A 24,385-nucleotide genomic window follows, 5' to 3' on the forward strand; every position below is an offset into this window, starting at 1 on the left:
ATTTTGTTATAAATTCACCCGTTAAATAGAATGTAATTATTTTTATTATTTTAGTTGACTACAACCAAAAATAGTAAGCAAAATACTATTTGAGCCTAAATATACATCAAAAAATGCCAATCCCTTTAGTTAATTCCATTGCAAGCTGGTTCTTAAAAAAAAGGTTTCACCAAATGGAACTTTTCCTTAAGTATCCTAATGAGGTTCAACGTGAATTATTGCATGTATTACTGGAGACTGCAAAGAATACCGAATTTGGAAAAAAATACGACTTTTCCTCTATTCGCAGCTATGAGGAATTTAAAGAACGTGTTCCTATACGATCATATGAAGACTATGAATCGATGATCGAAAGAAGCCGTTTGGGCGAAAACAACATTTTTTGGCCCTCTACTATTAAATGGTTTGCCAAATCAAGTGGAACCACTAGTGCAAAAAGTAAATTTATTCCGGTGAGCCAAGAATCTTTAGAGGATTGCCATTTTGCAGCTGGTAAAGATCTTTTATGCATGTACCTTAATAATAATGAGGATTCTCAACTTTTTACAGGTAAGAGTTTACGCCTTGGAGGAAGCAAAGAGTTGTATAAAGAAAATGGCACTTCTTTTGGTGATTTATCTGCAATTATTATTGATAATATGCCATTTTGGGCTGACTTTAGCTCTACTCCTAGTAGTGAAATATCATTACTGAGCGATTGGGAATATAAAATGAAGGCAATAGTAAATGAAACCATTCAGGAAAACGTTACCAGTCTTGCTGGTGTCCCTTCCTGGATGTTGGTACTACTTAATGAAGTATTGGAAGCTACCCGAAAAGAAAGCTTATTTGAAATCTGGAACAACCTTGAAGTTTATTTTCACGGAGGAGTAAGTTTTGATCCATATCGTGATCAATATGCCAAGATTTTACCGAAAGATTCTTTTAAATATTATGAGATCTATAATGCCTCTGAAGGTTTTTTCGCTATTCAGGACCATAATGACTCTTCAGAATTACTATTAATGTTAGACTACGGAATATTTTATGAATTTATTCCTATGGATGCCTATGGCACTTCCGACGAAAAAATAATTCCTCTTAATGAAGTAGAAATCGGAAAAAATTATGCGTTGGTGATTACCACTAATGCTGGTTTATGGCGATACAAAATAGGTGACACCATACGATTTACATCTATTAAACCTTACAGAATTAAAGTTTCGGGCAGAACCAAACATCATATCAATGTATTCGGAGAAGAATTGATTATCGAAAATGCAGAAGAAGCACTGCAAAAAGCTACCAGGGCAACCAATAGCGAAATTGTAGATTATACTGTCGCACCAATATTCATGCAAGGAAAAGAAAAAGGAGCCCATGAATGGGTAATCGAATTTAAAAAAGCACCAAACGATATTGATGCGTTTAAACATATTCTTGATCAAAATTTACAAAATGTAAATAGTGATTATGAAGCTAAACGTTACAATGACACCACACTTACCATACTTAAGGTAAGAGAAGCAAGAAAAGGATTATTTTATGATTGGCTAAAAATGAAAGATAAATTAGGTGGTCAACATAAAATTCCTCGACTATCAAATACCAGAACATATGTAGATGAATTACTTGCACTTAACGAAGTAAATTCTTTTTCGTCTTAGACAAAATATAGTTTCCTTTTTTGCTTTTTTCTTTGAAATTAGAGTTGATTTTAATATTTAAATTACGGTTTTACCGCAAAAAAAGTGTGTAAGAATTATAATTTTTAACAAAAAAAGCAGTATTTCATCGTTCAAAAAATGCGTTTAATCTAAAAATTAACAAATCCTTTTTTGCCTTCTTTTTTTCGTATTAAATTTGATGCCAGATAGTTATAAATTCATCAAAGTCCCAAAGTATGAAAACGATTGTATCTTTTTTTATTTTTTCATTCCTGACTATAGGAGTTCACGCGCAAGAAACCATCACTACAACCGAACATAATAATAAAACAGAAAATACATTAGTTTCTGAAAAAAACACTACTACTTCTGAAACTTTACAAATGTCAAGTACTGCAATGGAAGAAGATATTTGTTATAGCGAAATTTCAAAAGTTACTTTTTACGAAGCTTTAATTCGACAAAACAACTTTGATATCGAACTTAAAGAAAGTAACAACATTGCTTTAAAAAATACTGAGGACATTATTAAAAGAAATAGAAACAGAGTATCCTATACGGACTAGATTAAAGATTGGTTCTAACTACTCCAACCAAAAAAAGACCTTAGTGCCGAGCACTAAGGTCTTTTTTATTTAATAATTTTATTTCTTTAAGAAACTGCCTTAAGTTTTTTAATTGTCGATTTATTGAGTTTTTTCTCTGCATAGTCCTTGGTTACTCTAAACTCTGTATCCTCACTTTCTGGCATTTCATACATTGCATCGGTAAGAATAGCCTCGCAAAGAGATCTAAGCCCTCTTGCACCCAATTTGTACTCCATAGCCTTCTCAACAATATACTCCAAAGCACCTTCTGTAATAGAGAAAGAAATGTTATCCATCTCAAACAGTTTTTTATACTGTTTAATAATAGCATTTTTTGGCGCGGTAAGAATAGATCTTAATGTTTCAGCATCAAGAGGATTCATATAGGAAAGTACTGGTAATCGACCTATTATTTCTGGAATTAATCCAAAATCTTTTAGATCCTTGGGGATGATATATTGAAGTAAATTATCCTTTTCTATCTCATCCTCACTTTTGGAAGCGCTATACCCTACTGCCTGCATGTTTAGACGCTTTTGGATCATCTTCTCTATCCCATCAAAAGCTCCCCCCGCTATAAAAAGAATATTTTCGGTGTTTACCTCGATAAATTTTTGATCTGGATGTTTTCTCCCTCCTTTTGGCGGAACATTTACAACAGTACCTTCCAAAAGTTTTAAAAGTGCTTGCTGCACACCTTCTCCAGAAACATCTCTTGTAATACTAGGATTATCACTTTTTCTAGCAATTTTATCTATTTCATCAATAAATACAATTCCTCTTTGTGCTTTTTCAAGATTATAATCTGCAGCCTGAAGTAGTCTTGTTAAAATACTCTCTACATCTTCTCCAACATAACCTGCCTCAGTAAGTACTGTTGCATCTACAATAGCCAAAGGAACATTAAGCATTTTGGCAATAGTTTTTGCCATTAAAGTCTTACCTGTACCGGTTTGACCAACCATTACAATATTACTTTTTTGAATCTCTATATCGTCATCGGTTTGAGGCTGGAGCAATCTTTTATAATGATTATAAACCGCAACAGACATTATTTTCTTGGTAAACTCTTGTCCGATTACATACTCATCCAAAAACTTTTTGATTGCTTTTGGTTTACGTAGCATTAGCTCACTGCTTAGTTCGCCGGTTTCTTCATCCTTTGCTTCTTCAACAACAATCCCATGTGCCTGAACAATACAGCGATCACAAATATGAGCATCCAAACCTGCAATTAACAGATTGGTCTCAGGCTTTTTTCTCCCACAAAAAGAGCATTCTAAATCTTCTTTGGCCATAGTTATTTAGTTTCAATTATAATTTTGCCAAGTTGCCATAACTCAAAAAATAGACAAAATTTGAGCAATTAATATAACGGAAATATCTGGTTATTAATATGCTAAATTCATTATTATTTCTTATTCTACGATAAGTCGAAAATATAAATCACAACTTTCGAATAAAAAAAGATTTACTCTACTCCCTAGTCAAAATTTCATCGATCATACCATACTCAAGTGCCTTATCGGCCTTCATCCAATAATCCCTATCACTATCTTCATAAATCTTTTCATAGGTTTGCCCAGAGTGCTTTGCAATAATCTTATATAATTCTTCTTTCAAAATTAAAATCTCTCTGGCGGTGATTTCGATATCGCTAGCTTGTCCTTGAGCTCCTCCCAAAGGTTGGTGAATCATAACACGACTATGAGGTAATCCCGAACGTTTTCCTTTTTCTCCTGCACATAACAATACCGCTCCCATTGAAGCTGCCATACCTGTACAGATTGTAGCTACATCAGGCTTAATAAACTGCATGGTGTCATAAATCCCCAAACCTGCATAAACACTACCTCCTGGTGAGTTGATATATATTTGAATGTCTTTTGAAGAATCAACACTTTCAAGGAATAACAATTGTGCTTGTACAATATTTGCCACTTGGTCATTAATTCCTGTACCTAAGAATATGATACGATCCATCATTAATCTCGAAAAAACATCAAAGATTGCAATATTCATTTGACGTTCTTCAATAATATTAGGAGTCATACCAACCGGGTACATGCTACTTATAATCTGATTATAGTAATTGCTATTAATACCATGATGTTTGGTAGCATATTTTTCGAATTCTTTACCGTAATCCATATTTCTTTTTCTGAAATTTTTATTTATAAAAAAGGCATTAAACCAATCACAGTTTAACGCCTTAAATATAAGTATAAATTCGTTAGTAAATTACAACATTAATTATTTGTAAACTTCTTTTATGAATTCGTCAAAACTAACTTCTTTTGTTTTTAGTTTTGCATTCTCTTTATAGTAATTTAACAATTTTTGACTCATCAATTGCTCGGATATTCTTTTTACTTCATCTTGATTAGAAAGTATTCTTGCAGCAATATCTTCTAGTTCTTTCTCTTCTGGAGAATTTTGCCCAAACTGCGCCATCTGCCCTTTGATTAAATTCTTGGCAAAGTCCTTAAGCTCTTCAAAAGTAACCTGAAGGTTATTATCATTAATTATTTTACCTTCAATAAGTTGGTATCGCAGCCCTTTTTCACTTTTTTCATACTCATCCTTGGCTTCGTCTTCTGTTAATGGTTGCTCTCCGGTAGTCTGAATCCATTTTTGTAAAAATTCAACTGGTAAGTCAAACTGTGTATTTTCTAGTACATTTTCAGTAATCGCATTTAACAATTGCTGATCAGACTGTTGCTCGAATTGACGCTCTGCATCCTGTTTAATTTTATCCTTTAAATCTGTAACTGTCTTTACATTTCCAGGTCCGTACAATTTATCAAAAAGCTCTTGATCTAAGTCTGCTAGCTCTTGCTTATTGATTTCGGTAACAGTGAAAGTAACTTCGATATCTAAATCACTAGCATCATCTTGACTAATCTTTAAAGCACTAATTAAATCATTATTATCACTAAATAATCCTTTGGTTTTTAAAGTGATAACATCACCTACTTTAGCCCCAACAAACTTATCAATATTTCTTTTCCCTTTGATCTTTTCAAGAGAAACTGTTGTAGCATTGTTGATCTCCTTTTCTTCATTTACAAATGTCCCTGCAATAAGATCATCTTTCTCTGCAATTTCTTTTGAAACTAACTTACCGTATTGTTTTTGGATAGTCTTAATTTGGTTATCCACCATCTCATCATTAGCAATAATCTTATAATGTGTTATTGCTTTCTTTCCGTTAAGTTTAACTTCAAACTTTGGCGCTAAACCAAGTTCAAATTCGAAAGAGTAATTATCTGCATCCCAGTCAAAATTATCTTGTTCTTTAGGTAATGGGTTTCCTAAAACATCAAGTTTCTCCTCGGTAAGATACTTATTTAATGCATCTTGCAAAAGCTTATTAACTTCATCTACAAGTACCGCTTTTCCATATTGCTTTTTTACAAGACCCATGGGTACATGTCCTTTTCTAAATCCAGGAATATTTGCACTTTTACGATAATCCTTTAAGATTTTATCTACCTTTTCACTATAATCCTCTTTTGCGATATCTACTGTTACAATAGCATTTAACTCGTCTAATTGCTCTTTTGAAATATTCATTATCTCTGCGTTTACTACTAAAAATTGGGATGCAAAAGTAACACTTTTTTACATCCCAACAAATTTTTTAACTGACTGAAAAACAGTTAATTTTTATCTTTTAATAAAATAGTATGAAGGATCGATTGAAATACAGATAATAAAACACTAAAAATTAAGGCCCAAATCCATCCTTTTACATAAAAGCCATCGATAAAATAATCGGCCAATAAGATAATTCCTGCATTAATTACCAGCAAAAACAACCCTAGAGTAATTACAGTAACAGGCAAGGTTAATATCACCAAAATTGGTTTTACAATTGCGTTTAAAACAGCTATTACCACAGCAACGATCAAAGCGCTTACGTAATTATCTACGGTGGCTCCGGGTAATATATTAGCCAATACCAGGACTGCTACAGCATTTAGAATTAATTTTAAGATAAGTTTCATATATTGATGTTTTTCTTTATAAATATAAAAAAACCTGCTTATCTAAAGATAGCAGGTTTTAATGTATATACAAGCTTATACTTTTTAATTCACTTCATTACTTAAAGTAACAGTACCATAATCAGCCAAATTTACTCTTGGCAAATTAGCTCCATACGTAATCTCTATAGCATCTAAAATACCATTGGTTACCAAAGCATGTGCTCTAGGTGTAGGATGAACTCCATCTAAAGAAAAACCTCCTCCTGTAACAAAATCGGAAGTAACCACTCCTCCATCAAAAGGAATTCCTCCATTTGCCGCTTGTGATAAATCACTTGCAACATTATAAAACGCTAATCCATTTGCCGAAGCAAGGCTAGAAATGGTAGTGTTATAGAAAGAGCGAGCAGATGATATAGCCGATAATTCATCAACATCCAATACATCTTTATCATCTATAGCATTAATTGCTGCAATTACCATAGCCCCTTGTTCTGGAGTAGGCATCCCTCCCATTTGAAGAATTCCAAGTACCTGAAGAACTTCATCGGTCAGCACAACAGACCCATAACCTTGTGCCAATGCAGCACTATCAATAGTTAACAATAGTAGCTCTGCCTCTGTCATCTGCCTAAAGCCTAAAGGATTGGTTTGTGTAACCTCTGTCTTAAGCAAGAAACGATTTGGTCCTTCATTAAAAGTAATAGCATACTGAGAAGCTATTGCCTGTGCTTGATCTAAAGGCACTCCTGTTCCTGCAATTTGTGCTGTTACAATACCGGCAACGGCTTGAAAAAATCCAGTTAAGCTTGCCGCTGTTGTAGCATCAAGAACCAAAGCATTGTTGGGAACTGTTGTAAAAAACGGTAATGAAGTCACATCAGGAAGATTTAACAAAACTCCCTTTGCATTATTAGCAACAAGCTTTGCAACAAGACCGCTATATGCAGCAGCAAAAACATTATTGTTTGTAATATCCAATCCGGCTACAGAATATGTACTAGGATCTAAATTACCCGTTTCATTATGATCCTCGCCAACTCCTCCAGAAGTAGCGTATCCAAGAATATCATTATTACCTATCCACAAGCTAAAAAAGGTTGGGTTTTGCGCTACAGCCTCATCTACAACAGTTGCTGTAGGACTCTGTGCAAAACGCCCATAATATGGATTAAGTGTTGCATATCCCGCAAAATCCAAGTGATATACTCTTGCTCCAGGAACTCCCATATTATTGAAGGCACCGCCTAAATTAGCAGCAATACTTGTAGAAGATGGCGCCCCCGTGTATGGTGCAGGACCAGGATTTCCATCGGCATCAAAAGCAAGTACGAATCTGGGAGGAAAATTAGTGTTATCCTCTGCAAATCCTCCAACATTGTCAGACATTAACGGCTGAGTAAAATCCCCCCCTCCTGCTTTGGCAAATTGCTGAGATAAGATATTTGGAAATGAATTTTCTTGACCAGTTATATATAAAGCACCATCTGCAAAACCAGCAGTAAGCGAATTTCCTAACGCAACATAATTGCTAAAATCTGCTTCGCCATTTGTAAAGGTTCCGGCATCTTCAATTGGGTTATCAAATTCTGGCTCACAAGCTACTAATCCTAAGGCCAGAACTGCTAAATATTTTATATTATTCTTTATCATCATTAATTACATTTTATAAGTTAAACCAAGTCCTGGCGCAAAAGCGCTTGATTTATAAGTCCCTTCAAAAGGACCTCCATCTCCAAAGTCATAAGAAGCATCTACTTCTTCAAATCTTAGGTAAAAGAAAGATGCATCAATTGCCAACCTAGAAGTTACAGCAAAACTTAACCCCCCAGAGAATCCATCAGAGTCGTTACGTGGTGTTTCTGGTGCAAAAAATCCTGGTTGCACAGGAGTTTCATCTCTGTAATACCCAGCTCTAAGAGCAATTTTCTCTGTAGCTTGATATTGTAATCCAAAACGATAAACAGAAGAATTTTTATAATTACGCGGATTTTGAGAAACTTGACCATTACCAAATGTAAGATCCAAAGATTCATATACATCCCAATACTGTCGGTTATAATCAAATGCAAATAACCATTTCTTGTACTCATAAGAAAGTCCAATGGTTAACTCTGCAGGCAACGGCAATTCTGCATTAAACGAAGTATCTCCATTTGGTGGAGTTGCGGGCGAATTTGGAAAATTAGCAAATGTAGCCGTCCCGTCTTCAGACTCAATAATAATTTCACTTCGGTAACTAAACCCAAGGCGAAGATCATCAGTGAAGTTCACCATAGCTCCAACGCTCCAACCCCAATTACTCACTCCAGAATCATCTACAGTAATGTTAGATCTTGTCCCGTTAATATCTGCTAATGTTCTGGAAGCATTTCTATTAAAGTTTACAGAGCCTGTAACATATATTGGTCCACCACCAATACTAACATTATCTGAAAGTTTAAATGAAACTACTGGCTGAACATAAATTGCCGCCAGATCAATATTGTTCACCAAATGAGAACCAGCCCAATCTGTTGGCCATGTTACCTCACTACCATATGGAGTATATACTCCTAAACCTACAGACATCCAGTCGGTCACCTGATAAGAAGCATAAACGTTAATCGGTGTACCTACAGAGTTATCTGTTTCCGAAGAAATTCCAAGATCTTCGTTTTGAAAAATAACATCGGTAAAAATACCACTTGCCCCAACGCTTACATTTAATTTGTTTTCTAGGTACACCAGTCCTGCAGGATTAAAGAACACAAGCTCAGCACTATTTACTACGGCTACCCCAGTGTGCCCCATGGCCATTGCCCTCTGTCCTTGCACACTAACTCTATATCCACCTGCATATGTAACCATGGTTACCGTGACAAATAGAACTAACGAAAAAAGTTTTCTCATAATTAATTAGAATTGTTTTTGTTTTTTAGGATTTTGAAAAATTGATGACCCAAATTTAATAGAAAATACCAATTATCCAACGAAATGAGCAAAATATTATGCATACATAGCATTTTTAATTTATTTTTTGACAAATTCTAATACCGCCCTCAAAAAATCTGTTGGATTTTCAGCATGTAACCAATGGCCAGCGTTAGAAATTTGGCCAATTGTTGCTCCAGAAAATTGCGCTCGAATTCTAACTTCATCATCCTCAATAATATAGTTGGATTTTTCTCCTTTCAGAAAAAGAACGTCCCCATCAAAACTTTTATCTTTTGCCAACTCTACACCAATTTCTGAAGCATTTTTAATCAATGCATCAAGATGTAATCGCAATCTCAAAACTCCTTTTTCCTTCCAATACAAATTTTTTAAGAGAAACATTCGCACTCCAATATCTTGAACATATGGACTCAATGCACGATCAACCTCGCCTCTGGATTTCAAAACATCAAAATCCAAAGAACTAAGTCCGTCTAATATATCCTGATGATGTAATGGATAATACTTGGGACCTATATCGGCTATAATCAATTTCTGAATTACTATTGGATGATCTACAGCAAAAAGCATAGCCGTTTTACCCCCCATAGAATGTCCAAGCAGGTGTATGTTTTCAAAGCTATTGGCATCACAATATTCCTTCAAATCGTTTGACATAATATCATAACTAAAGTCCTCGCTATGCGGACTTCTCCCATGATTACGTTGATCCAATAAATGCACCTGAAAACCTTGTTCAGCTATTTTTCTACCCAAAGTTTTCCAATTATCCCCCATTCCCAAAAAACCATGAAGGATTATGAAAGGTTCCCCTTCACCAAAAACATTTGCGTGTAATTTCATATGCTTATACTATTTATTTGAGTCGGTGTAAATACATATTCACCACATTTTCCAATCCTAGATATATGGACTCGCTTATTAGAGCATGGCCAATTGAAACTTCTAACAATCCAGGAATATGCTCTTTGAAGAATTTAATATTATCTAACGAAAGATCATGCCCAGCATTAACCCCTAATCCAAGGTCTATCGCTAATTTTGCACAATTCGTATATGGAACAACCGAATCTTTATTTCCTTTAGCATATTCTAAAGCAAACTCTTCGGTATACAACTCAATACGATCTGTTCCTGTTTCTGCAGCTCCTCGAATCATATCCTCTACCGGGTCTACGAATATCGAAGTTCTTATATTGTTTCTTTTAAACTCGGATATAACTTCTACCAAAAAGTCTTTATGTTTTTTTGTATCCCATCCTGCATTACTTGTTATAGCATCAACGGCATCAGGAACCAATGTTACCTGGGTAGGTTTCACGGACAAAACTAGGTCAATAAATTTAGGTATTGGGTTCCCTTCAATATTATACTCGGTATGCACAATGGGTTTAAGATCATATGCATCTTGATATCTAATGTGTCGTTCATCAGGTCTTGGGTGTATAGTAATTCCTTCGCCTCCAAAATCTTGAATATCCTTGGCAACCATAAGTAAATTTGGAACATTCCCCCCTCTCGAATTTCGTAAAGTTGCAATTTTATTTATGTTAACACTTAATTTTGTCATACTTTTTGATGTGTTTATCTAAAAAAGCAAAAATACAAACTTGAGAACGCCTTGGTTGCATAATTTTTGATTATTTTGCGTAATATAGCTCCTGAAGAAATTATGAAAACAAATTTGTACATAGTTAATGAAATTGCACCTTTAGATATCAATGTAAAGGTTACGGATGCACAGTTACATTTTAACGAACTCACCTATACTCATTTCCCCGTAATTAAGGAAAAAACATATATGGGTTGCATTTCTGAAGCAGATATAAGATGTTTTGAAACCGATAAAACCCTAAAAGCATATCAATATGCTCTTGAAGGTTTTTTTGTAAGAAAAGAAAATAACTGGTTAGATATTTTGGAAGCTTTTGCCCAAAACAAATCCAACATAATGCCGGTTCTAGATGATAACAACAATTACTTGGGTTTTTTTGAATTAGGAGACATCATGAACCTATTCAATGAAACACCTTTTTTAAGTGAGCCGGGTAATATTTTAATTGTAGAAAAAGGAGTTTTAGATTATTCTTTTAGTGAAATTGCCCAAATTATAGAATCTAATAACGCAAAAGTTCTAGGGCTCTTTATTTCAAACATGGAAAATGATGTTGCTCAAATCACTTTGAAAATAAGTGACAGTGATATTAACAATATTGTCCAAACATTTAGAAGATATAGCTATAACATTGTTTCTAAACATCATGAAGATACATTTTTGACCAATCTTAAAGAAAGGTCAGAATATTTAGAAAAATACCTTAATATTTAGACCACCATTTAATCAACTAACACAAATCAATATATTATGAAGATCGGTATATACGGTCAGTTCTATCATAAAAACTCTGGTATATATATTCAGCAATTACTAGAGACACTGGATGAAAATGATGTAGAAGTAGTAATCGAAAAGAATTTTTTAGAACTCATAAACCTTCATGATGAAATTGATAAAAGCTATTCTCATTTTAGCACTTTTGAGGAATTAGACACTTCATACGATTTATTTTTTAGTATTGGTGGAGACGGCACAATCCTAAAAACAATTACCTATGTAAGAGATTTAGGAATTCCAATAGCAGGAATCAATACAGGAAGGCTTGGTTTTCTGGCAACCATCCAGAAGGAAGAAATCAAAGATAGTATCGATTTAATCCTTAATAAGAAATATTACCTTTCTCCTAGAAGTCTTGTAACTGTAGATACCATTCCGGCTACCAAAGAATTTGGCGTATTAAATTTCGCAATGAATGAGATTGCTGTAAGTAGAAGAAATACTACTTCGATGATTACAGTAAATACTAGTCTTAATGATGAATTTCTCACTTCTTATTGGGCCGACGGACTAATAGTTGCCACCCCTACCGGATCCACGGGTTATTCTTTAAGTTGCGGCGGACCAGTAATGATGCCAGAAGCCGAAAGCATGGTACTTACTCCAATTGCCCCACACAATCTTAATGCGCGACCTCTTGTAATTCCAGAAAATCAAGAAATAAAGCTGCAGATCTCTAGTAGAGAAGATACCTATTTGGTTTCGCTAGACTCTAGAATTCATACCCTACCAAATGAAACCACCGTGATTATAAAAAAAGCCCCTTTCAAGATTAACATGGTCGTTTTGCAGAACGACAGTTTCCTTAAAACCTTGCGCAAAAAGATGCTATGGGGAGAAGATAAACGTAATTAAACAATAAAATCTGGTAAAAAGTGTTTTTTATTTCAGACTATTTTACTCAAATTCTTGTGTACTAAAGTTAATTGTTATATTTGCAAACTTTTGAAAATCTATGAGATACTTAACATCATTTATAATTGTTCTGTTTTTTGTACAATCCATAACCGCTCAAACTTATGAAGTAGGTTTAATTGCGGGAGGAGCCAACTACATAGGTGATGTAGGGTCTACATACTACATCGCCCCCAATGATATCGCTGTTGGTGCGATTGGAAAATGGAATAGAAGTAAGCGGCATGCATTTAGAGCATCCTTTATCTACTATGAAATCAATGGAGATGATAGTAAGGGAGATGACAGAAGAAAACAAAGAGGGTTAACTTTTGATAATTCTATTAAGGAAATATCTGTAGGAATGGAATATAATTTTTTGGAGTGGTATCTATACGATAGCGAACCTCAATTTACTCCATATTTGTATACAGGTATAACAACGTTTAATTATGGTGCGCAAGCCATTGATGCTAATAATGAAATAAATTCTTATGCAGACAAGTGGAGCTTTGCAATTCCTATGGTTTTTGGAATCAAAAAAACGTTGGGCAGAGATTTTGTAATTGGCGCAGAAATTGGCGCCAGATTTACCTTTACTGATAACCTTGATGGTAGTGACCCAGAAAGTAGATTTGGCGAAGGATTTGGTAATTTAAACAACAATGACTGGTATATGTTTACAGGCATAACGATATCTTATACCTGGGGTAGAATACCATGTGATTGTACTTTTTAAAAATGATTGACAAAAAACAATTAAACTCTAATATTCCTGAACACGTTGCCATAATTATGGATGGTAACGGAAGATGGGCCAAAAAGAAAGGCTTATTCAGAGCCGCCGGGCATGAAAGAGGAACAAAAGCTGTACGTGAAGCAGTTGAAAGTTGTGCAGAAATAGGCGTAAAATATCTTACACTATATGCATTCTCTACAGAGAATTGGAACAGACCAAAACTAGAGGTAGATACCCTAATGAAACTTTTAGTAAGCTCTCTGAAAAAAGAGATAAAAACACTTCAGGAAAACAACATCAAACTTAACGCTATAGGCAATCTACAATCCCTTCCTGGAAAAGCCAGAAAAGAACTTCTCGAGGTAATAGAAAAAACAAAGTCGAATTCTAGGATGACCCTTACCTTGGCCTTAAGCTATGGAAGCAGAGAAGAGCTTATAAAAACTATTGAAGAAATAAGTATTAAAGTTAAAAATGGTGTAATTTCGCCACATCTTATAAATGAAACAGTCATTAATGAGCATTTGTATACCAAAAACTTGCCAGATGTGGACTTATTGATACGTACAAGCGGAGAACAACGTATCAGTAATTTCTTATTATGGCAAATTGCGTATGCAGAATTATATTTTACAGAGATTTTATGGCCCGACTTTAGAAAAGCAGATTTATTCGAGGCTATATTAAATTATCAAAAAAGAGAAAGAAGATTTGGAAAAACTAGTGAGCAGCTCAGTTAAAGAAATGACAAAAAAATTACCTTTTACGTATTTTACGTTAGTGCTATTATTAATAAATTCATTATCACTTACCGCTCAAAACATACCGGGTGCCAGTGGGAAACAATATATTCTAGGTGAAATAAAAGTTACTGGAACTACAACTTATAATGAGAAAACCGTAATCACTTTTACAGGGCTCAGAAAAGGCGAACGTATTTTTCTTCCTGGAGATAAAATAAGTAAAGTGATTAAAAAACTATGGGATCTTGAACTATTTAGTGATATCAACTTTTACATTACAAATGTAGAAGGAGATGTTGCAGATATTGAAATTAACATCCAAGAGGTTCCAGAATTAAATGAAACCAGAATAGAAGGTGTAAAAAAACGAAAAGCCGAAGAATTAATCAAAGACAATAATCTCACCAAAGGCGCAAAAGTTACAGAAAACCTAATAACCACTACAAGAAACTTTATCACAAATAAATACAAAAAAGAAGGTTTCTTTAACACCAAAGTTGTTGTAAATACTACTCCAGTAAAAGATACTGTTGCCACCAATAAGGTAAATATGCTCGTTAGAATTGATAAAGGAGATCGCGTAAAAATTGATAAAATAAATATCAATGGAAATGGTCAACTTTCTGATTCACGAGTTCGTGCAGCAATGAAAAACACGAAACAAAAGAAAGGCTTTAGATTCTGGAAACGATCAAAGTATATAAAGGCAGACTACCAAGAAGATAAAGAAAGTATTGTAAAAAAATATAAAGAAAAAGGATATCGTGATGCTAGAGTAGTTTCAGATACTCTTATTGTTAATGATGACAACGACATTACTTTAAATCTTAATATTGAAGAGGGTAATCGTTATTACTTCGGAAATATTAATTTCTTAGGAAATAGTGTATATACCGACCAACAGTTGGCTCGACAATTGGTTATCAAAAAAGGAGATGTCTACAATGGCGTTCTTCTTGAAAAGCAAATTGCCGATAACACCAAACCAGATGCAAATGACCTTACCAATTTGTATCAAAACAATGGGTATTTGTTTTCGAGTATTGATGCTGTGGAAACCAAGGTATATAATGATACCATTGATTTTGAAATTAGAATTCGAGAGGGAAAACTCACTTACTTTGATCATATAACCATAAGCGGAAACGATAAAACAAATGATCATGTGGTTTATCGAATTTTAAGAACAAAACCGGGGCAACGTTATAGCAAAGATCTTGTAGTTAGAACAGTTCGTGAAATTGGTCAATTAGGATTTTTCGATCCTGAGCAACTAGAACCTCAGTTCAAAAATGCCAACCCTCAAGCCGGAACCATCGATATTAACTATCCTGTAGTAGAAAAAGGATCCAGTCAAATTGAACTTCAAGGTGGTTTTGGAGGTGGTGGTTTTGTTGGAACCCTTGGTCTGGCATTTAACAATTTTTCTATCAAAAACATATTTAATGGAGAAGCTTATAGCCCGCTTCCAATGGGAGATGGTCAAACACTTAGGCTAAGGGCTCAAGCAAGTAGATTTTTCCAGACATACAGCTTATCTTTTATAGAACCCTGGTTGGGAGGTAAAAGACCTTACCAGCTTTCGACTTCATTTTCACATACCATCCAGTTTTTATTTAACAACCTTAACCGTGATGTGGACCGAAACAGTAAGTTTTTAATTACTGGTGGATCCATAGGAATTGCGAAAAGATTAAACTGGCCAGATAATTATTTTACCCTTTCACAAGCAGTAAGCATAAGACATTACAACCTAAAAAATTATAATACCAGATTGTTTACCTTCGGAAACGGATCTTCTAATGACCTATCATATACCATAGGAATTAATCGAAATAATACTACAGTTAACCCAATTTTCCCAATAGGGGGTTCTGAGTTTAACTTGGTTGCCAAACTTTCATTACCATACTCTATTTGGGACGGAAACGACTATAGTGCTTTAGCTGCAGAAAGAGACGCTTTAGAAGAGGAACAAAGTAATCTTGACCCTACAAACTCAAGGGATGTTGTAAGAAATAGCGAAATCAATGATGAAATTGGTGAGATCGATCAGGAACGCTTTAAGTGGCTAGAATACTACAAAATCAAGTTTGATGGTACTTGGTACACAAGTTTAATAAACCTTGGAAAAAAACCCTTAGTTTTACGTACAAGAGCAGAATATGGTTTCTTGGGAGCCTATAATAATGACCGGGGGAATATCCCATTCGAGCGATTTTTCTTAGGAGGTGATGGATTAGGAGCTACCGCCCTAGATGGACGAGAAGTTGTAGCGCTTAGGGGATATCCAAACCAATCATTAATACCTCTTAGTAGACCAAATGATCAAGATTTTGATGGCGATGGTGCAACAATTTATAACAAATACTCGTTAGAGCTTCGTTATCCTATTACATTGAAACCTGCAGCATCTATTTATATGCTAGGTTTTTTAGAAGGAGGAGCATCCTATGATAGTTTCAAAGGGTTTAATCCATTCCAATTAAATCGTTCTGCCGGAGCAGGAATACGTATCTTTATGCCAGCATTTGGATTATTGGGTATTGATTTTGGATACGGTTTTGATCCAATTCCTGGAACTGTCGAGCCAAATGGGTGGGAAACTCACTTTATTATAGGACAACAGTTTTAGTTTTGGCACGATTATTTCAATATACACACAAAATTATGAGAACAAAGGGTCTTTTACTTATCGTAACAATAGGTTGGTTATTTTTTGCAAATACCGTTCAAGCTCAGAAAGGTATCAGAATTGGCTATATAGATATGGATTATATTCTAGAAAATGTTGCAGAATATAATGAAGCTTCGGCAGATCTCGAAAAGAAAGTTCAAAAATGGAAAGTTGAGATCGAGGCTGAATTGAAAAATGTTGAAGAAATGCGTAAAGATCTAAATAATGAAAGGGTCTTGCTAACCAAAGAACTTATTGAGGAAAGAGAAGAAGATATCTTTTTTAAAGAAAAAGAAATACTAGAGTATCAACAAAAAAGATTTGGACCAAATGGTGATCTTTTTATTCAAAAAAGAAGACTGGTTCAACCCGTGCAGGATCAAGTTTTTGTAGCAGTACAGGAAATTGCAAAAAACAAAAAGTATGATTTTATCTTTGACAAATCTGCAGATATAGTGATGTTATATTCAGCAGACAGATACGACATAAGTGATCAAGTTTTATTAAGATTAAATAGAGTTGCCAAAAGAAAACAACTTAACACAAAAAAAGAAAAAAAATCTCTTGAAAGAGCAGAAAAAAGAAATGCTGAACAAGAAAAGGAAATAAGCGATAGAGAAAGAGCTGTTCAACAGAAGCAATCAGAAAGAGAACGTTTATTAGAGGAGCGCAAAGCACAAAGAGACTCTATTAGAGCGGCAAAAAGAAAAGAATTTGAAGAAAGAAGAGCTAAGCTTCTTGAAGTGCAAAAAAGAAAAAAGGACTCTATCAATGCTTTAAAAGAACAAAGAGATAATTTAAAAGAAAGTGGAACCTCATCTGATTCTAATAATGAAGATGGAAATGGAGATGCCAACAATTAGAAAAACGAATTTATAAATTTATAACACCCTTTAATATTAATTACAAATGAAACAATTTAGAACATTACTTATAGCTTTTGCACTTACATTGGGAACATCAAGTTTTGTAAATGCGCAATCAAAAGTAGCACATATTGCATCGCAAGAGCTTGTAGAATCAATGCCTGCATTTAAAAATGCTAAAAGTGAGATCGACAAACTTAACAAAACATATGATGCTGAAATCAGAAATATGGTGTTAGAATTACAAAACACTATCAAAAAGTATTCTCAAGAAGCAGAAACAAAAACTGATGAGGAAAATTTAAAAAGACAGCAAGAAATTCAGGCTACAGAAAAGAGCATTAACGATTACAGACAAAATGCACTTAAAGACCTTCAGAAAAAGGAGATTGAACTAATGAAGCCTATTATGGAACAAGCACGCACCTCAATTCAAAAGGTTGCTAGAGCTCAAGGGTTTCAATATGTACTAGATTCTACAACCGGAACTGGAGTTATTATGGCAGACGGTAAGGACCTTATGGCAGACGTAAAGAAAGATTTGGGAATTTAAAATCCTCTTATCAAAAACATAAAAAAAACAGTAAGAGTTAATTCTTACTGTTTTTTTTATTTTTGAGCAATTATTATGCAACAACAAGCTATAGGTATATTTGATTCCGGTGTAGGAGGCACTTCAATTTGGAAAGAGATTACACAATTACTTCCCAATGAAGACACAATTTACCTTGCAGATAGCAAGTATGCACCGTATGGAAAAAGAAGCAAAGCCGAAATTCTCGAACTTAGTATCAAAAATACCGAAAAACTATTAGGCTTTGGCTGTAAGATTATCGTTGTTGCTTGTAATACAGCTACTACCAATGCTATAAAAGAATTAAGATCTATGTACGATGTTCCGTTTATAGGCATTGAACCAGCTATTAAACCTGCCGCTCTTCATACCAAAACCAAAAAAGTTGGGGTTCTAGCCACGAAAGGAACATTATCTAGCGAGTTATTTGCCAAAACTTCCGATTTATATGCTAGGAATATTGAGGTTATTGAAGTCATCGGAAAAGGCTTGGTAGAACTAATTGAAAGAGGTCAAATTCATAGTAACGAGATGCACAAATTACTCTTTTCTTATATTGCCCCCATGATCAAAAAAAATATTGATTATTTGGTTTTGGGTTGTAGTCATTACCCATACCTTATCCCTATTTTACAAACCATGTTATCGAGCAAGGTTACTATTATAGATTCTGGTGAAGCGGTTGCAAGGCAAACTCAGGCAATTTTAAAATCGAATAACCTACTTACTACGAATACAAAATCTGGCAAACATATTTTATACACCAATGACAATGTAGACACATTGGTAGACATTCTAAAATCAAGCACCACTGATTACTCTGTATCTAGACTTGACTTTTAATACTGTTTTATTTAAAATAATCTAAAAGAATCCCTTTTTTAGAAGAAGAGACTGCAAGTTCTTTTCCTGAAGAAAGGACAATACTTCCCCCCTTTCCTTTTCGATACCGTGTTACTTTGTTAATATTAACCAGATAACTTTTGTGAATTCTTACAAATCCATAATCAGTCAAAGAATCTTCAAAATACTTAAGTGTTTTACTTACCAATTTTTGCCCTTGATCTAGAAAAATCTTGGTATAGTTATCATCTGCCTGGCAATATAAAATATCGACAATTTCTAAAACTTCGAATCCATCCTGTTGGGGTATCGTAATTTTGCCTTCAACATTTTTAACTTTAGGAACCAAAATAGCATCTTGTAGTTCTTTTTCTCTTTCTTTTATATGGGAAACATGATCTACCGCTTTGATAAGATTATCTATCGCAATAGGTTTCAATAAATAATAGGTGGCTTGTGCATTTAAGGCATCAACAGCATAGTGATCATACGCAGTAACAAAAACAATTTCAAAAGTACGATCGGGTACTTGTTCCAAAAGGTCAAAAGCATTTCCGTATGGCATTTCTACGTCAAGAAACAAAACATCTGGTGTATGAGATTCTAATAGTTTTAATGTTTCTTGCACGCTAGCTGCTTCGTCCAAAATACTTACTGATGGGCAATATTTACTAAGGTAATTTCTAAGAATAACTCTACTATTTGCCTCGTCATCAACAATAATTGCTGTAATACTCATATACCAAATTTTATTTATCTTTTTTAAGAATTAATTGCACCTGGGTTCCTTCAGAATTCTCTTCAAGATCCGAAATAATAACGTCTACCTTATCTTTATACATTTTATTTAGGATTGCAATCCTTTTTTTAATGTTACCCATTCCTTTAGATTTCTGTATTTTTTGGTTAGTAGTTTTCAATTCTTTAGATTTTTTACGTCCAATCCCATCATCAACAATTTTAATTTCTATACTATCGGAGTCAATCTTTTTAAAACTAATGATTAACTGCCCTTTTTCTTTCTTATACCTCAATCCGTGCCAAACGGCATTCTCTACATAAGGTTGCAGTAGCATTGGCGGAATCATAAATTCTTCGATATTAATTTCTGGATCTACATCGATATTGTAATCAAATTTATCCTGAAACCTAAAATGTTCTAATTGAACATATACCTGCAAAAGTTCAATCTCTTTTTGTAACGCAATAAAATCTTGTTCACTATTTTCTAAAACAGCTCTCATCAACACCGAAAAATCGGTCAAATATCGATTTGCTGTTCGCTCATCGCTTGTTGCAATAAAGGTATTTACAGAATTAAGCGCATTAAAAATAAAGTGAGGATTCATTTGTGATCTCAGAGATTTTAATGCCAAAAGATTATTGGCATATCGTTGTTGCTTAATATTGCGATACATTAGATAAGCCGCTAGGAGTAATAATAAGGTTAACCCAATTAAAAAATAGATTATAATCTGCTGACGTATGCTTTGTTGATTCACTAATTCTTGAGATGCAAAAGCCAGTTGATATCTGGTTTCATTAAGTTCTCTATCTTTTTCTAAAGTGGCAATTCGATTAGCACTAGTGGTTAGTTCACGACTAAAACGTGCAGCCTGTGATATCTCCTGCTCTTTTTGGATGTATAATTTGTCTACAATTACTTCATATTCTTCAAATGCCTCTGAAGCCTTCTTGAGTTCTCCTCTTTCTCGGTATACTTCTCCTAATTTTCGGGTGGCATCTTTTTGAACAATCAGATCATTTTTAGATTCGGCTTCCTTTATACTTTCATCCAAATATGTAATAGCTTCATCATACTTGTTTTGTGCTGCAAAAGCGTTGGCTATTTTATAATTCTGAACTTGTAAAGTCAACGACTCATCTTCTTCGACCGAAGCAGGAGCTTCATAATTATTTTGTTTCTGTTCTTCTTCGATTTCCTCTATATCCTCCAACGCTTCTTTCCTAAGCTGAATCTCTTTATCAAAACTTCGACTTTTACTATAAAAATCGGCTGCCACACTACGTTGTCTGGCTGCTGTTTTCTTGTCCTTTTGTTCTGCCAGTTGAACAGAGTTCTCCAAATACTCCCGGGCATCAGATATATTTCCTTGTTGTTGTAGCAATCCCGCAAGTTTTGAATTTAATGAAATCACCTTATCATCCAAACCTTTACGTTGGCTCATACTTAATGCTTTATTATAATTGGAAATCGCCAGGGTATTATTTTGTAATCCCACATAACTATCACCCAACCCTTCGAAAACAAGGATTTTTTGGTTAGAATTTAATCTTGACTTCCTTAACTCATTAAACGTTTCAAGAGATTTCTGATAATTATTACCCTTTAATTGTGCCTTAGCCATTTTAATTTTTACATCGGTACTATATTTATTATTCAAGCTTATTAGATAATTACTTTCAGCAAGATCAGGTTGTTTCCAAAAATCATAAATATCTGCCAACGCCTCGTATAGTTCAGCCTTTTTCTCATCGGCTTTAGAATCATCATCACGTACAGTCTCCAAAGCTTTAGTAATATACCCTATGCTTGTAGTAGCATCTTCCTTTAAAAATCGTTTTGCAGCATTTAGATTGGATTGATATGTTGCATTATCTCGTTTCAATTTTTTAGCCTTTCTAGCCGACTCTGCGGGATTTTCTCCAACCAACACATCTATTCTTTGATTATCCTTTATTGTATAACGAACTGTACTAAAACTATCATGACTAATAGTGAGCTTATCCCCAACACGAACTTCTATTTTAAAATCTCCAAAAACATCAGTTTTTACACTTTTACCACCTAACACGGATACTTCTGCCCCCTCAATTGGTTTTCTTGTACCTTCCTCTTTTACCGACCCTTTTATCCTCATGGGTTCAGAAACCCTTGAAGCAGCTGGCGACTCCTGGCTCAAAACCAAGAGTGGTAACAACCCTAAAAACATCAATATCACACCTATTTTCTTCATTATACTCATTTATAATACGATAAACTTACTTCATTTAGATGGGATTATAAAATGTACTTCTTCCTGTTTTCTGGCTATAATAGCTTTTTTATTCTATTAAAAGACCTTTTACTAAGTACATGCGTTTGATCCCTCATTCAAAGGGTTCATTCCCTCATTTCTAATTTTTATACAAAAAGGTTCATCATAGTTTTACTTCAGAATTCAAAAAAAAACAATGATGAAAACAATTTTTATATGTAGTGTATTATCTTTATTTATTCATATTTCATGCACAGCAAAACACAAACAGAATACTAATCTTGCTTTTCAAAATGATGGGGTGCATGAGATTTATACTGCCAAAACCGATTCGAATACCAAAAACATCCAGGTAGCACTTTTGCTTGATACCAGTAATAGTATGGACGGATTAATCGATCAGGCCAAAGCGCAGCTATGGGAAATTGTAAACGAGCTTTCTTACGCCAAGTGTGGGCATCATAAAATAAAACTTCAGATAGCTCTTTATGAATACGGAAACGATGGTCTACCATCTCAAGAAGGGTTTATAAGACAGGTTTTACCTTTTTCTGAGGACCTAGACGAAATCTCAAAACAGCTTTTTGCACTCACTACCAATGGTGGAAATGAATATTGCGGAAAGGTGATCAATACATCGATCAATCAATTAGATTGGAAAAAAAATAACGATCATCTGAAACTCATTTTTATTGCCGGAAACGAACCTTTTACACAAGGCCCCGTAAACTATAAAGATGCTGCAATAGATGCTATGGAAAAAGGGGTTACCATCAATACCATTTTTTGTGGTAATTACCGACAAGGGATCGATACCAAGTGGAAACATGGAGCAGATATAACTTATGGAGAATATAGTGCAATAGATCATAATGTTGCTACCGTGCATATTGCCACACCGTATGATGATATCATTTTGGAGTTGAACAACCAACTTAATGATACCTACATCTATTACGGAAACAGAGGTGCACAAAAAAGAATGGTGCAACAAGAACAAGATAAAAATGCTGCATCGTATAGTGCTGCCAATGCAGTAAGTCGAACCGTGAGTAAAAGTTCAGGTTTTTATAAAAACAAAAGTTGGGATCTTATTGATGCCGCCGAGGATGAATCATTTGAGTTGGAAGAAGTAGCCAAAGATGATTTACCAAAAGAATTAAAGGAAAAATCAAAAGCTGAACTAAAACAACACATTGCCGAAAAAAGTAAAAAACGTAAAGAAATCCAACAAAAGATACAAGAGCTTAACAAAAAACGCGTGACATACATCAAAAACAATCGCAAAACAGAAGAATCTAATCTTGAACAAGCATTATTGAATGCAATAAAAAAACAAGGAGAGAAAAAGTCATTCTCGTGGGAACAATAATATAGCCTTTATATAAAAGCCCTTCCAGTTTGGAAGGGCTTTTTTGGTTTCGAATAATGACAGCTTCAGACTTATATACTTTTGGAATTTTATGTTTTTAGAAATATATCTACTTTTGGATGTATTCAATTATTATACCCAAACAAAATAAAGCGACGAGGAAAAAGAACTCGAAAGACAATACCAGATAAACGTCAAACTTCTGGATCGGAAAAGAGGAAAGTAATAAAACTAAACCACGAGATTGGATGAATATCAAAAATGTATTTTATACTGAAAATAACCAGATAAGAGTGCTTTGGAGAATTCTAATTTTTATTTCCTTATTAATTCTTGCAATTTCCCCTCTAACCCTAATTGATAATTCGTACGCACAACTCTTTATAGCTGTATTAATATTAATATTTGGAATTTATTTAAACTCAAAGTTTCTTGACAAAAAAGATTTTTCCAGTTATGGTTTAATAATACAAAAAGAAACCTTGGTTTATCTTATAGTTGGTTTACTATTCGGATTTTTATCTGTTGTTTTAATGCTAGTTTTAGGTAAAACAATAGGTGTTATTAGAATAAATAGTTTCTTATTAGTACCTAAACCTTGGCTACTATGTCTTTTCGGTTTTAAGATGTTTCTTGTAAGCATTTGGGAGGAGTTATTTTTCAGAGGTTATTTATTCACTAATCTCCGTGATGGCTTGAAATTCAAAATAATCAGTAAGAAACAAGCTCTTTTAATTTCCTTATTACTATCGTCAATTTTATTTGGACTAGCCCATTTTAACAATAATAATGCATCTATAATTTCAATGACATTACTTACAATAAATGGAATTGTATGGTGCATTCCATTTGTCATAACTAAAAATTTAGGACTTTCAACTGGATTGCATGCTGCTTGGAATTTTAGTCAAACTCTATTCGGATTTACAATGAGTGGTAATAAATCTATAAACTCTTTGTTAAGTATTGAAAATATCGGATCAGATCTATTTACAGGCGGAGATTATGGTCCCGAATCTGGACTTCTGGGATTAATAGGGTTTGTTATTATGCTACTAATTTCACTAACGTACTTGAAAATTAAAAAACATAAGATAACTTTATAACTATCTTAGTGATCT

Annotated in this window: 22 protein-coding genes; 12 read left to right on the forward strand and 10 right to left on the reverse strand. The window is 34.1% G+C overall.

The features are described 5' to 3' along the window. The first annotated feature begins 113 nt into the window (after positions 1–113). Together U6A24_RS01315 and U6A24_RS01320 are read left to right on the forward strand one after the other, a co-directional pair. Complete coding sequence (locus U6A24_RS01315; RefSeq protein WP_324178128.1) at positions 114–1,646, forward strand: GH3 auxin-responsive promoter family protein; 1,533 nt, start codon at positions 114–116, stop codon at positions 1,644–1,646. A 236-nt stretch (positions 1,647–1,882) separates the two neighbouring features. Beyond that, positions 1,883–2,212: a hypothetical protein gene (locus tag U6A24_RS01320; RefSeq protein ID WP_324178129.1), complete on the forward strand. Its 330-nt coding sequence runs from the start codon at positions 1,883–1,885 to the stop codon at positions 2,210–2,212. A gap of 86 nt (positions 2,213–2,298) precedes the next feature. Here U6A24_RS01320 and clpX read toward each other — a convergent pair whose 3' ends face one another. The 8 genes from clpX to U6A24_RS01360 all read right to left on the reverse strand — a co-directional run bounded on the left by clpX (position 2,299) and on the right by U6A24_RS01360 (position 10,732). Continuing rightward, positions 2,299–3,531, reverse strand: coding sequence for an ATP-dependent Clp protease ATP-binding subunit ClpX (clpX, locus tag U6A24_RS01325; RefSeq protein WP_324178130.1), 1,233 nt, complete (start codon positions 3,529–3,531; stop codon positions 2,299–2,301). A gap of 178 nt (positions 3,532–3,709) precedes the next feature. Further along, positions 3,710–4,384 (reverse strand): ATP-dependent Clp endopeptidase proteolytic subunit ClpP, encoded by a 675-nt coding sequence (gene clpP, locus U6A24_RS01330; protein WP_324178131.1) that lies wholly within the window; start codon positions 4,382–4,384, stop codon positions 3,710–3,712. 102 nt (positions 4,385–4,486) lie between these two features. After that, positions 4,487–5,809 carry a trigger factor gene (tig, locus tag U6A24_RS01335; RefSeq protein WP_324178132.1) on the reverse strand — a complete coding sequence of 441 codons (1,323 nt, stop codon included), beginning with the start codon at positions 5,807–5,809 and terminating at the stop codon, positions 4,487–4,489. Between the two features lie 86 nt (positions 5,810–5,895). Further along, the gene (locus U6A24_RS01340; RefSeq protein ID WP_324178133.1) at positions 5,896–6,243 is read right to left on the reverse strand and encodes a phage holin family protein; all 348 of its coding nucleotides are present in this window, start codon (positions 6,241–6,243) and stop codon (positions 5,896–5,898) included. A gap of 84 nt (positions 6,244–6,327) precedes the next feature. Next, positions 6,328–7,881, reverse strand: coding sequence for a G-D-S-L family lipolytic protein (locus tag U6A24_RS01345; RefSeq protein WP_324178134.1), 1,554 nt, complete (start codon positions 7,879–7,881; stop codon positions 6,328–6,330). Between the two features lie 3 nt (positions 7,882–7,884). Continuing rightward, the gene (locus U6A24_RS01350) at positions 7,885–9,117 is read right to left on the reverse strand and encodes an OmpP1/FadL family transporter (RefSeq protein WP_324178135.1); all 1,233 of its coding nucleotides are present in this window, start codon (positions 9,115–9,117) and stop codon (positions 7,885–7,887) included. Between the two features lie 120 nt (positions 9,118–9,237). Then, entirely contained in the window at positions 9,238–10,005 is a 768-nt protein-coding gene (locus U6A24_RS01355; RefSeq protein ID WP_324178136.1) for an alpha/beta fold hydrolase, read from the reverse strand. Between the two features lie 13 nt (positions 10,006–10,018). Beyond that, the gene (locus U6A24_RS01360) at positions 10,019–10,732 is read right to left on the reverse strand and encodes a pyridoxine 5'-phosphate synthase (RefSeq protein ID WP_324178137.1); all 714 of its coding nucleotides are present in this window, start codon (positions 10,730–10,732) and stop codon (positions 10,019–10,021) included. A 102-nt stretch (positions 10,733–10,834) separates the two neighbouring features. Here U6A24_RS01360 and U6A24_RS01365 point away from each other — a divergent pair, with 102 nt between their 5' ends. From U6A24_RS01365 to murI, 8 genes are all read left to right on the forward strand, one after another. Beyond that, positions 10,835–11,491: a CBS domain-containing protein gene (locus U6A24_RS01365; protein WP_324178138.1), complete on the forward strand. Its 657-nt coding sequence runs from the start codon at positions 10,835–10,837 to the stop codon at positions 11,489–11,491. Between the two features lie 36 nt (positions 11,492–11,527). Further along, positions 11,528–12,412, forward strand: a complete 885-nt coding sequence (locus U6A24_RS01370) for an NAD kinase (RefSeq protein ID WP_324178139.1) — start codon at positions 11,528–11,530, stop codon at positions 12,410–12,412. Between the two features lie 100 nt (positions 12,413–12,512). Continuing rightward, a complete protein-coding gene (porG, locus tag U6A24_RS01375; RefSeq protein ID WP_324178140.1) occupies positions 12,513–13,190 on the forward strand; it encodes a type IX secretion system protein PorG in 678 nt (225 codons plus the stop codon). 2 nt (positions 13,191–13,192) lie between these two features. Next, positions 13,193–13,930 carry an isoprenyl transferase gene (locus tag U6A24_RS01380; RefSeq protein ID WP_324178141.1) on the forward strand — a complete coding sequence of 246 codons (738 nt, stop codon included), beginning with the start codon at positions 13,193–13,195 and terminating at the stop codon, positions 13,928–13,930. 4 nt (positions 13,931–13,934) lie between these two features. Continuing rightward, complete coding sequence (locus U6A24_RS01385) at positions 13,935–16,568, forward strand: BamA/OMP85 family outer membrane protein (protein ID WP_324178142.1); 2,634 nt, start codon at positions 13,935–13,937, stop codon at positions 16,566–16,568. Between the two features lie 35 nt (positions 16,569–16,603). Continuing rightward, positions 16,604–17,473, forward strand: a complete 870-nt coding sequence (locus U6A24_RS01390; protein WP_324178143.1) for an OmpH family outer membrane protein — start codon at positions 16,604–16,606, stop codon at positions 17,471–17,473. A 46-nt stretch (positions 17,474–17,519) separates the two neighbouring features. Next, entirely contained in the window at positions 17,520–18,029 is a 510-nt protein-coding gene (locus U6A24_RS01395; protein ID WP_324178144.1) for an OmpH family outer membrane protein, read from the forward strand. Positions 18,030–18,104: 75 nt separating this feature from the next. Further along, positions 18,105–18,893 (forward strand): glutamate racemase, encoded by a 789-nt coding sequence (gene murI / locus U6A24_RS01400; RefSeq protein ID WP_324178145.1) that lies wholly within the window; start codon positions 18,105–18,107, stop codon positions 18,891–18,893. Positions 18,894–18,900: 7 nt separating this feature from the next. Here the strand turns inward: murI and U6A24_RS01405 are convergent, their stop codons facing one another. Beyond that, positions 18,901–19,632 (reverse strand): LytR/AlgR family response regulator transcription factor, encoded by a 732-nt coding sequence (locus U6A24_RS01405; RefSeq protein ID WP_324178146.1) that lies wholly within the window; start codon positions 19,630–19,632, stop codon positions 18,901–18,903. Positions 19,633–19,642: 10 nt separating this feature from the next. Beyond that, positions 19,643–21,871, reverse strand: a complete 2,229-nt coding sequence (locus U6A24_RS01410; protein WP_324178147.1) for a histidine kinase — start codon at positions 21,869–21,871, stop codon at positions 19,643–19,645. A 220-nt stretch (positions 21,872–22,091) separates the two neighbouring features. Between U6A24_RS01410 and U6A24_RS01415 the strand changes: the two genes are divergently transcribed. Both U6A24_RS01415 and U6A24_RS01420 read left to right on the forward strand, forming a co-directional pair. After that, a complete protein-coding gene (locus tag U6A24_RS01415; protein WP_324178148.1) occupies positions 22,092–23,264 on the forward strand; it encodes a VWA domain-containing protein in 1,173 nt (390 codons plus the stop codon). Between the two features lie 248 nt (positions 23,265–23,512). Next, on the forward strand, positions 23,513–24,370 hold the full coding sequence (locus U6A24_RS01420) for a CPBP family intramembrane glutamic endopeptidase (protein WP_324178149.1): 858 nt from the start codon (positions 23,513–23,515) through the stop codon (positions 24,368–24,370). Positions 24,371–24,385: the final 15 nt, after the last annotated feature.

The sequence above is a fragment of the Aquimarina gracilis genome (assembly GCF_035285365.1).
GTDB classification, from domain to species: domain Bacteria; phylum Bacteroidota; class Bacteroidia; order Flavobacteriales; family Flavobacteriaceae; genus Aquimarina; species Aquimarina gracilis.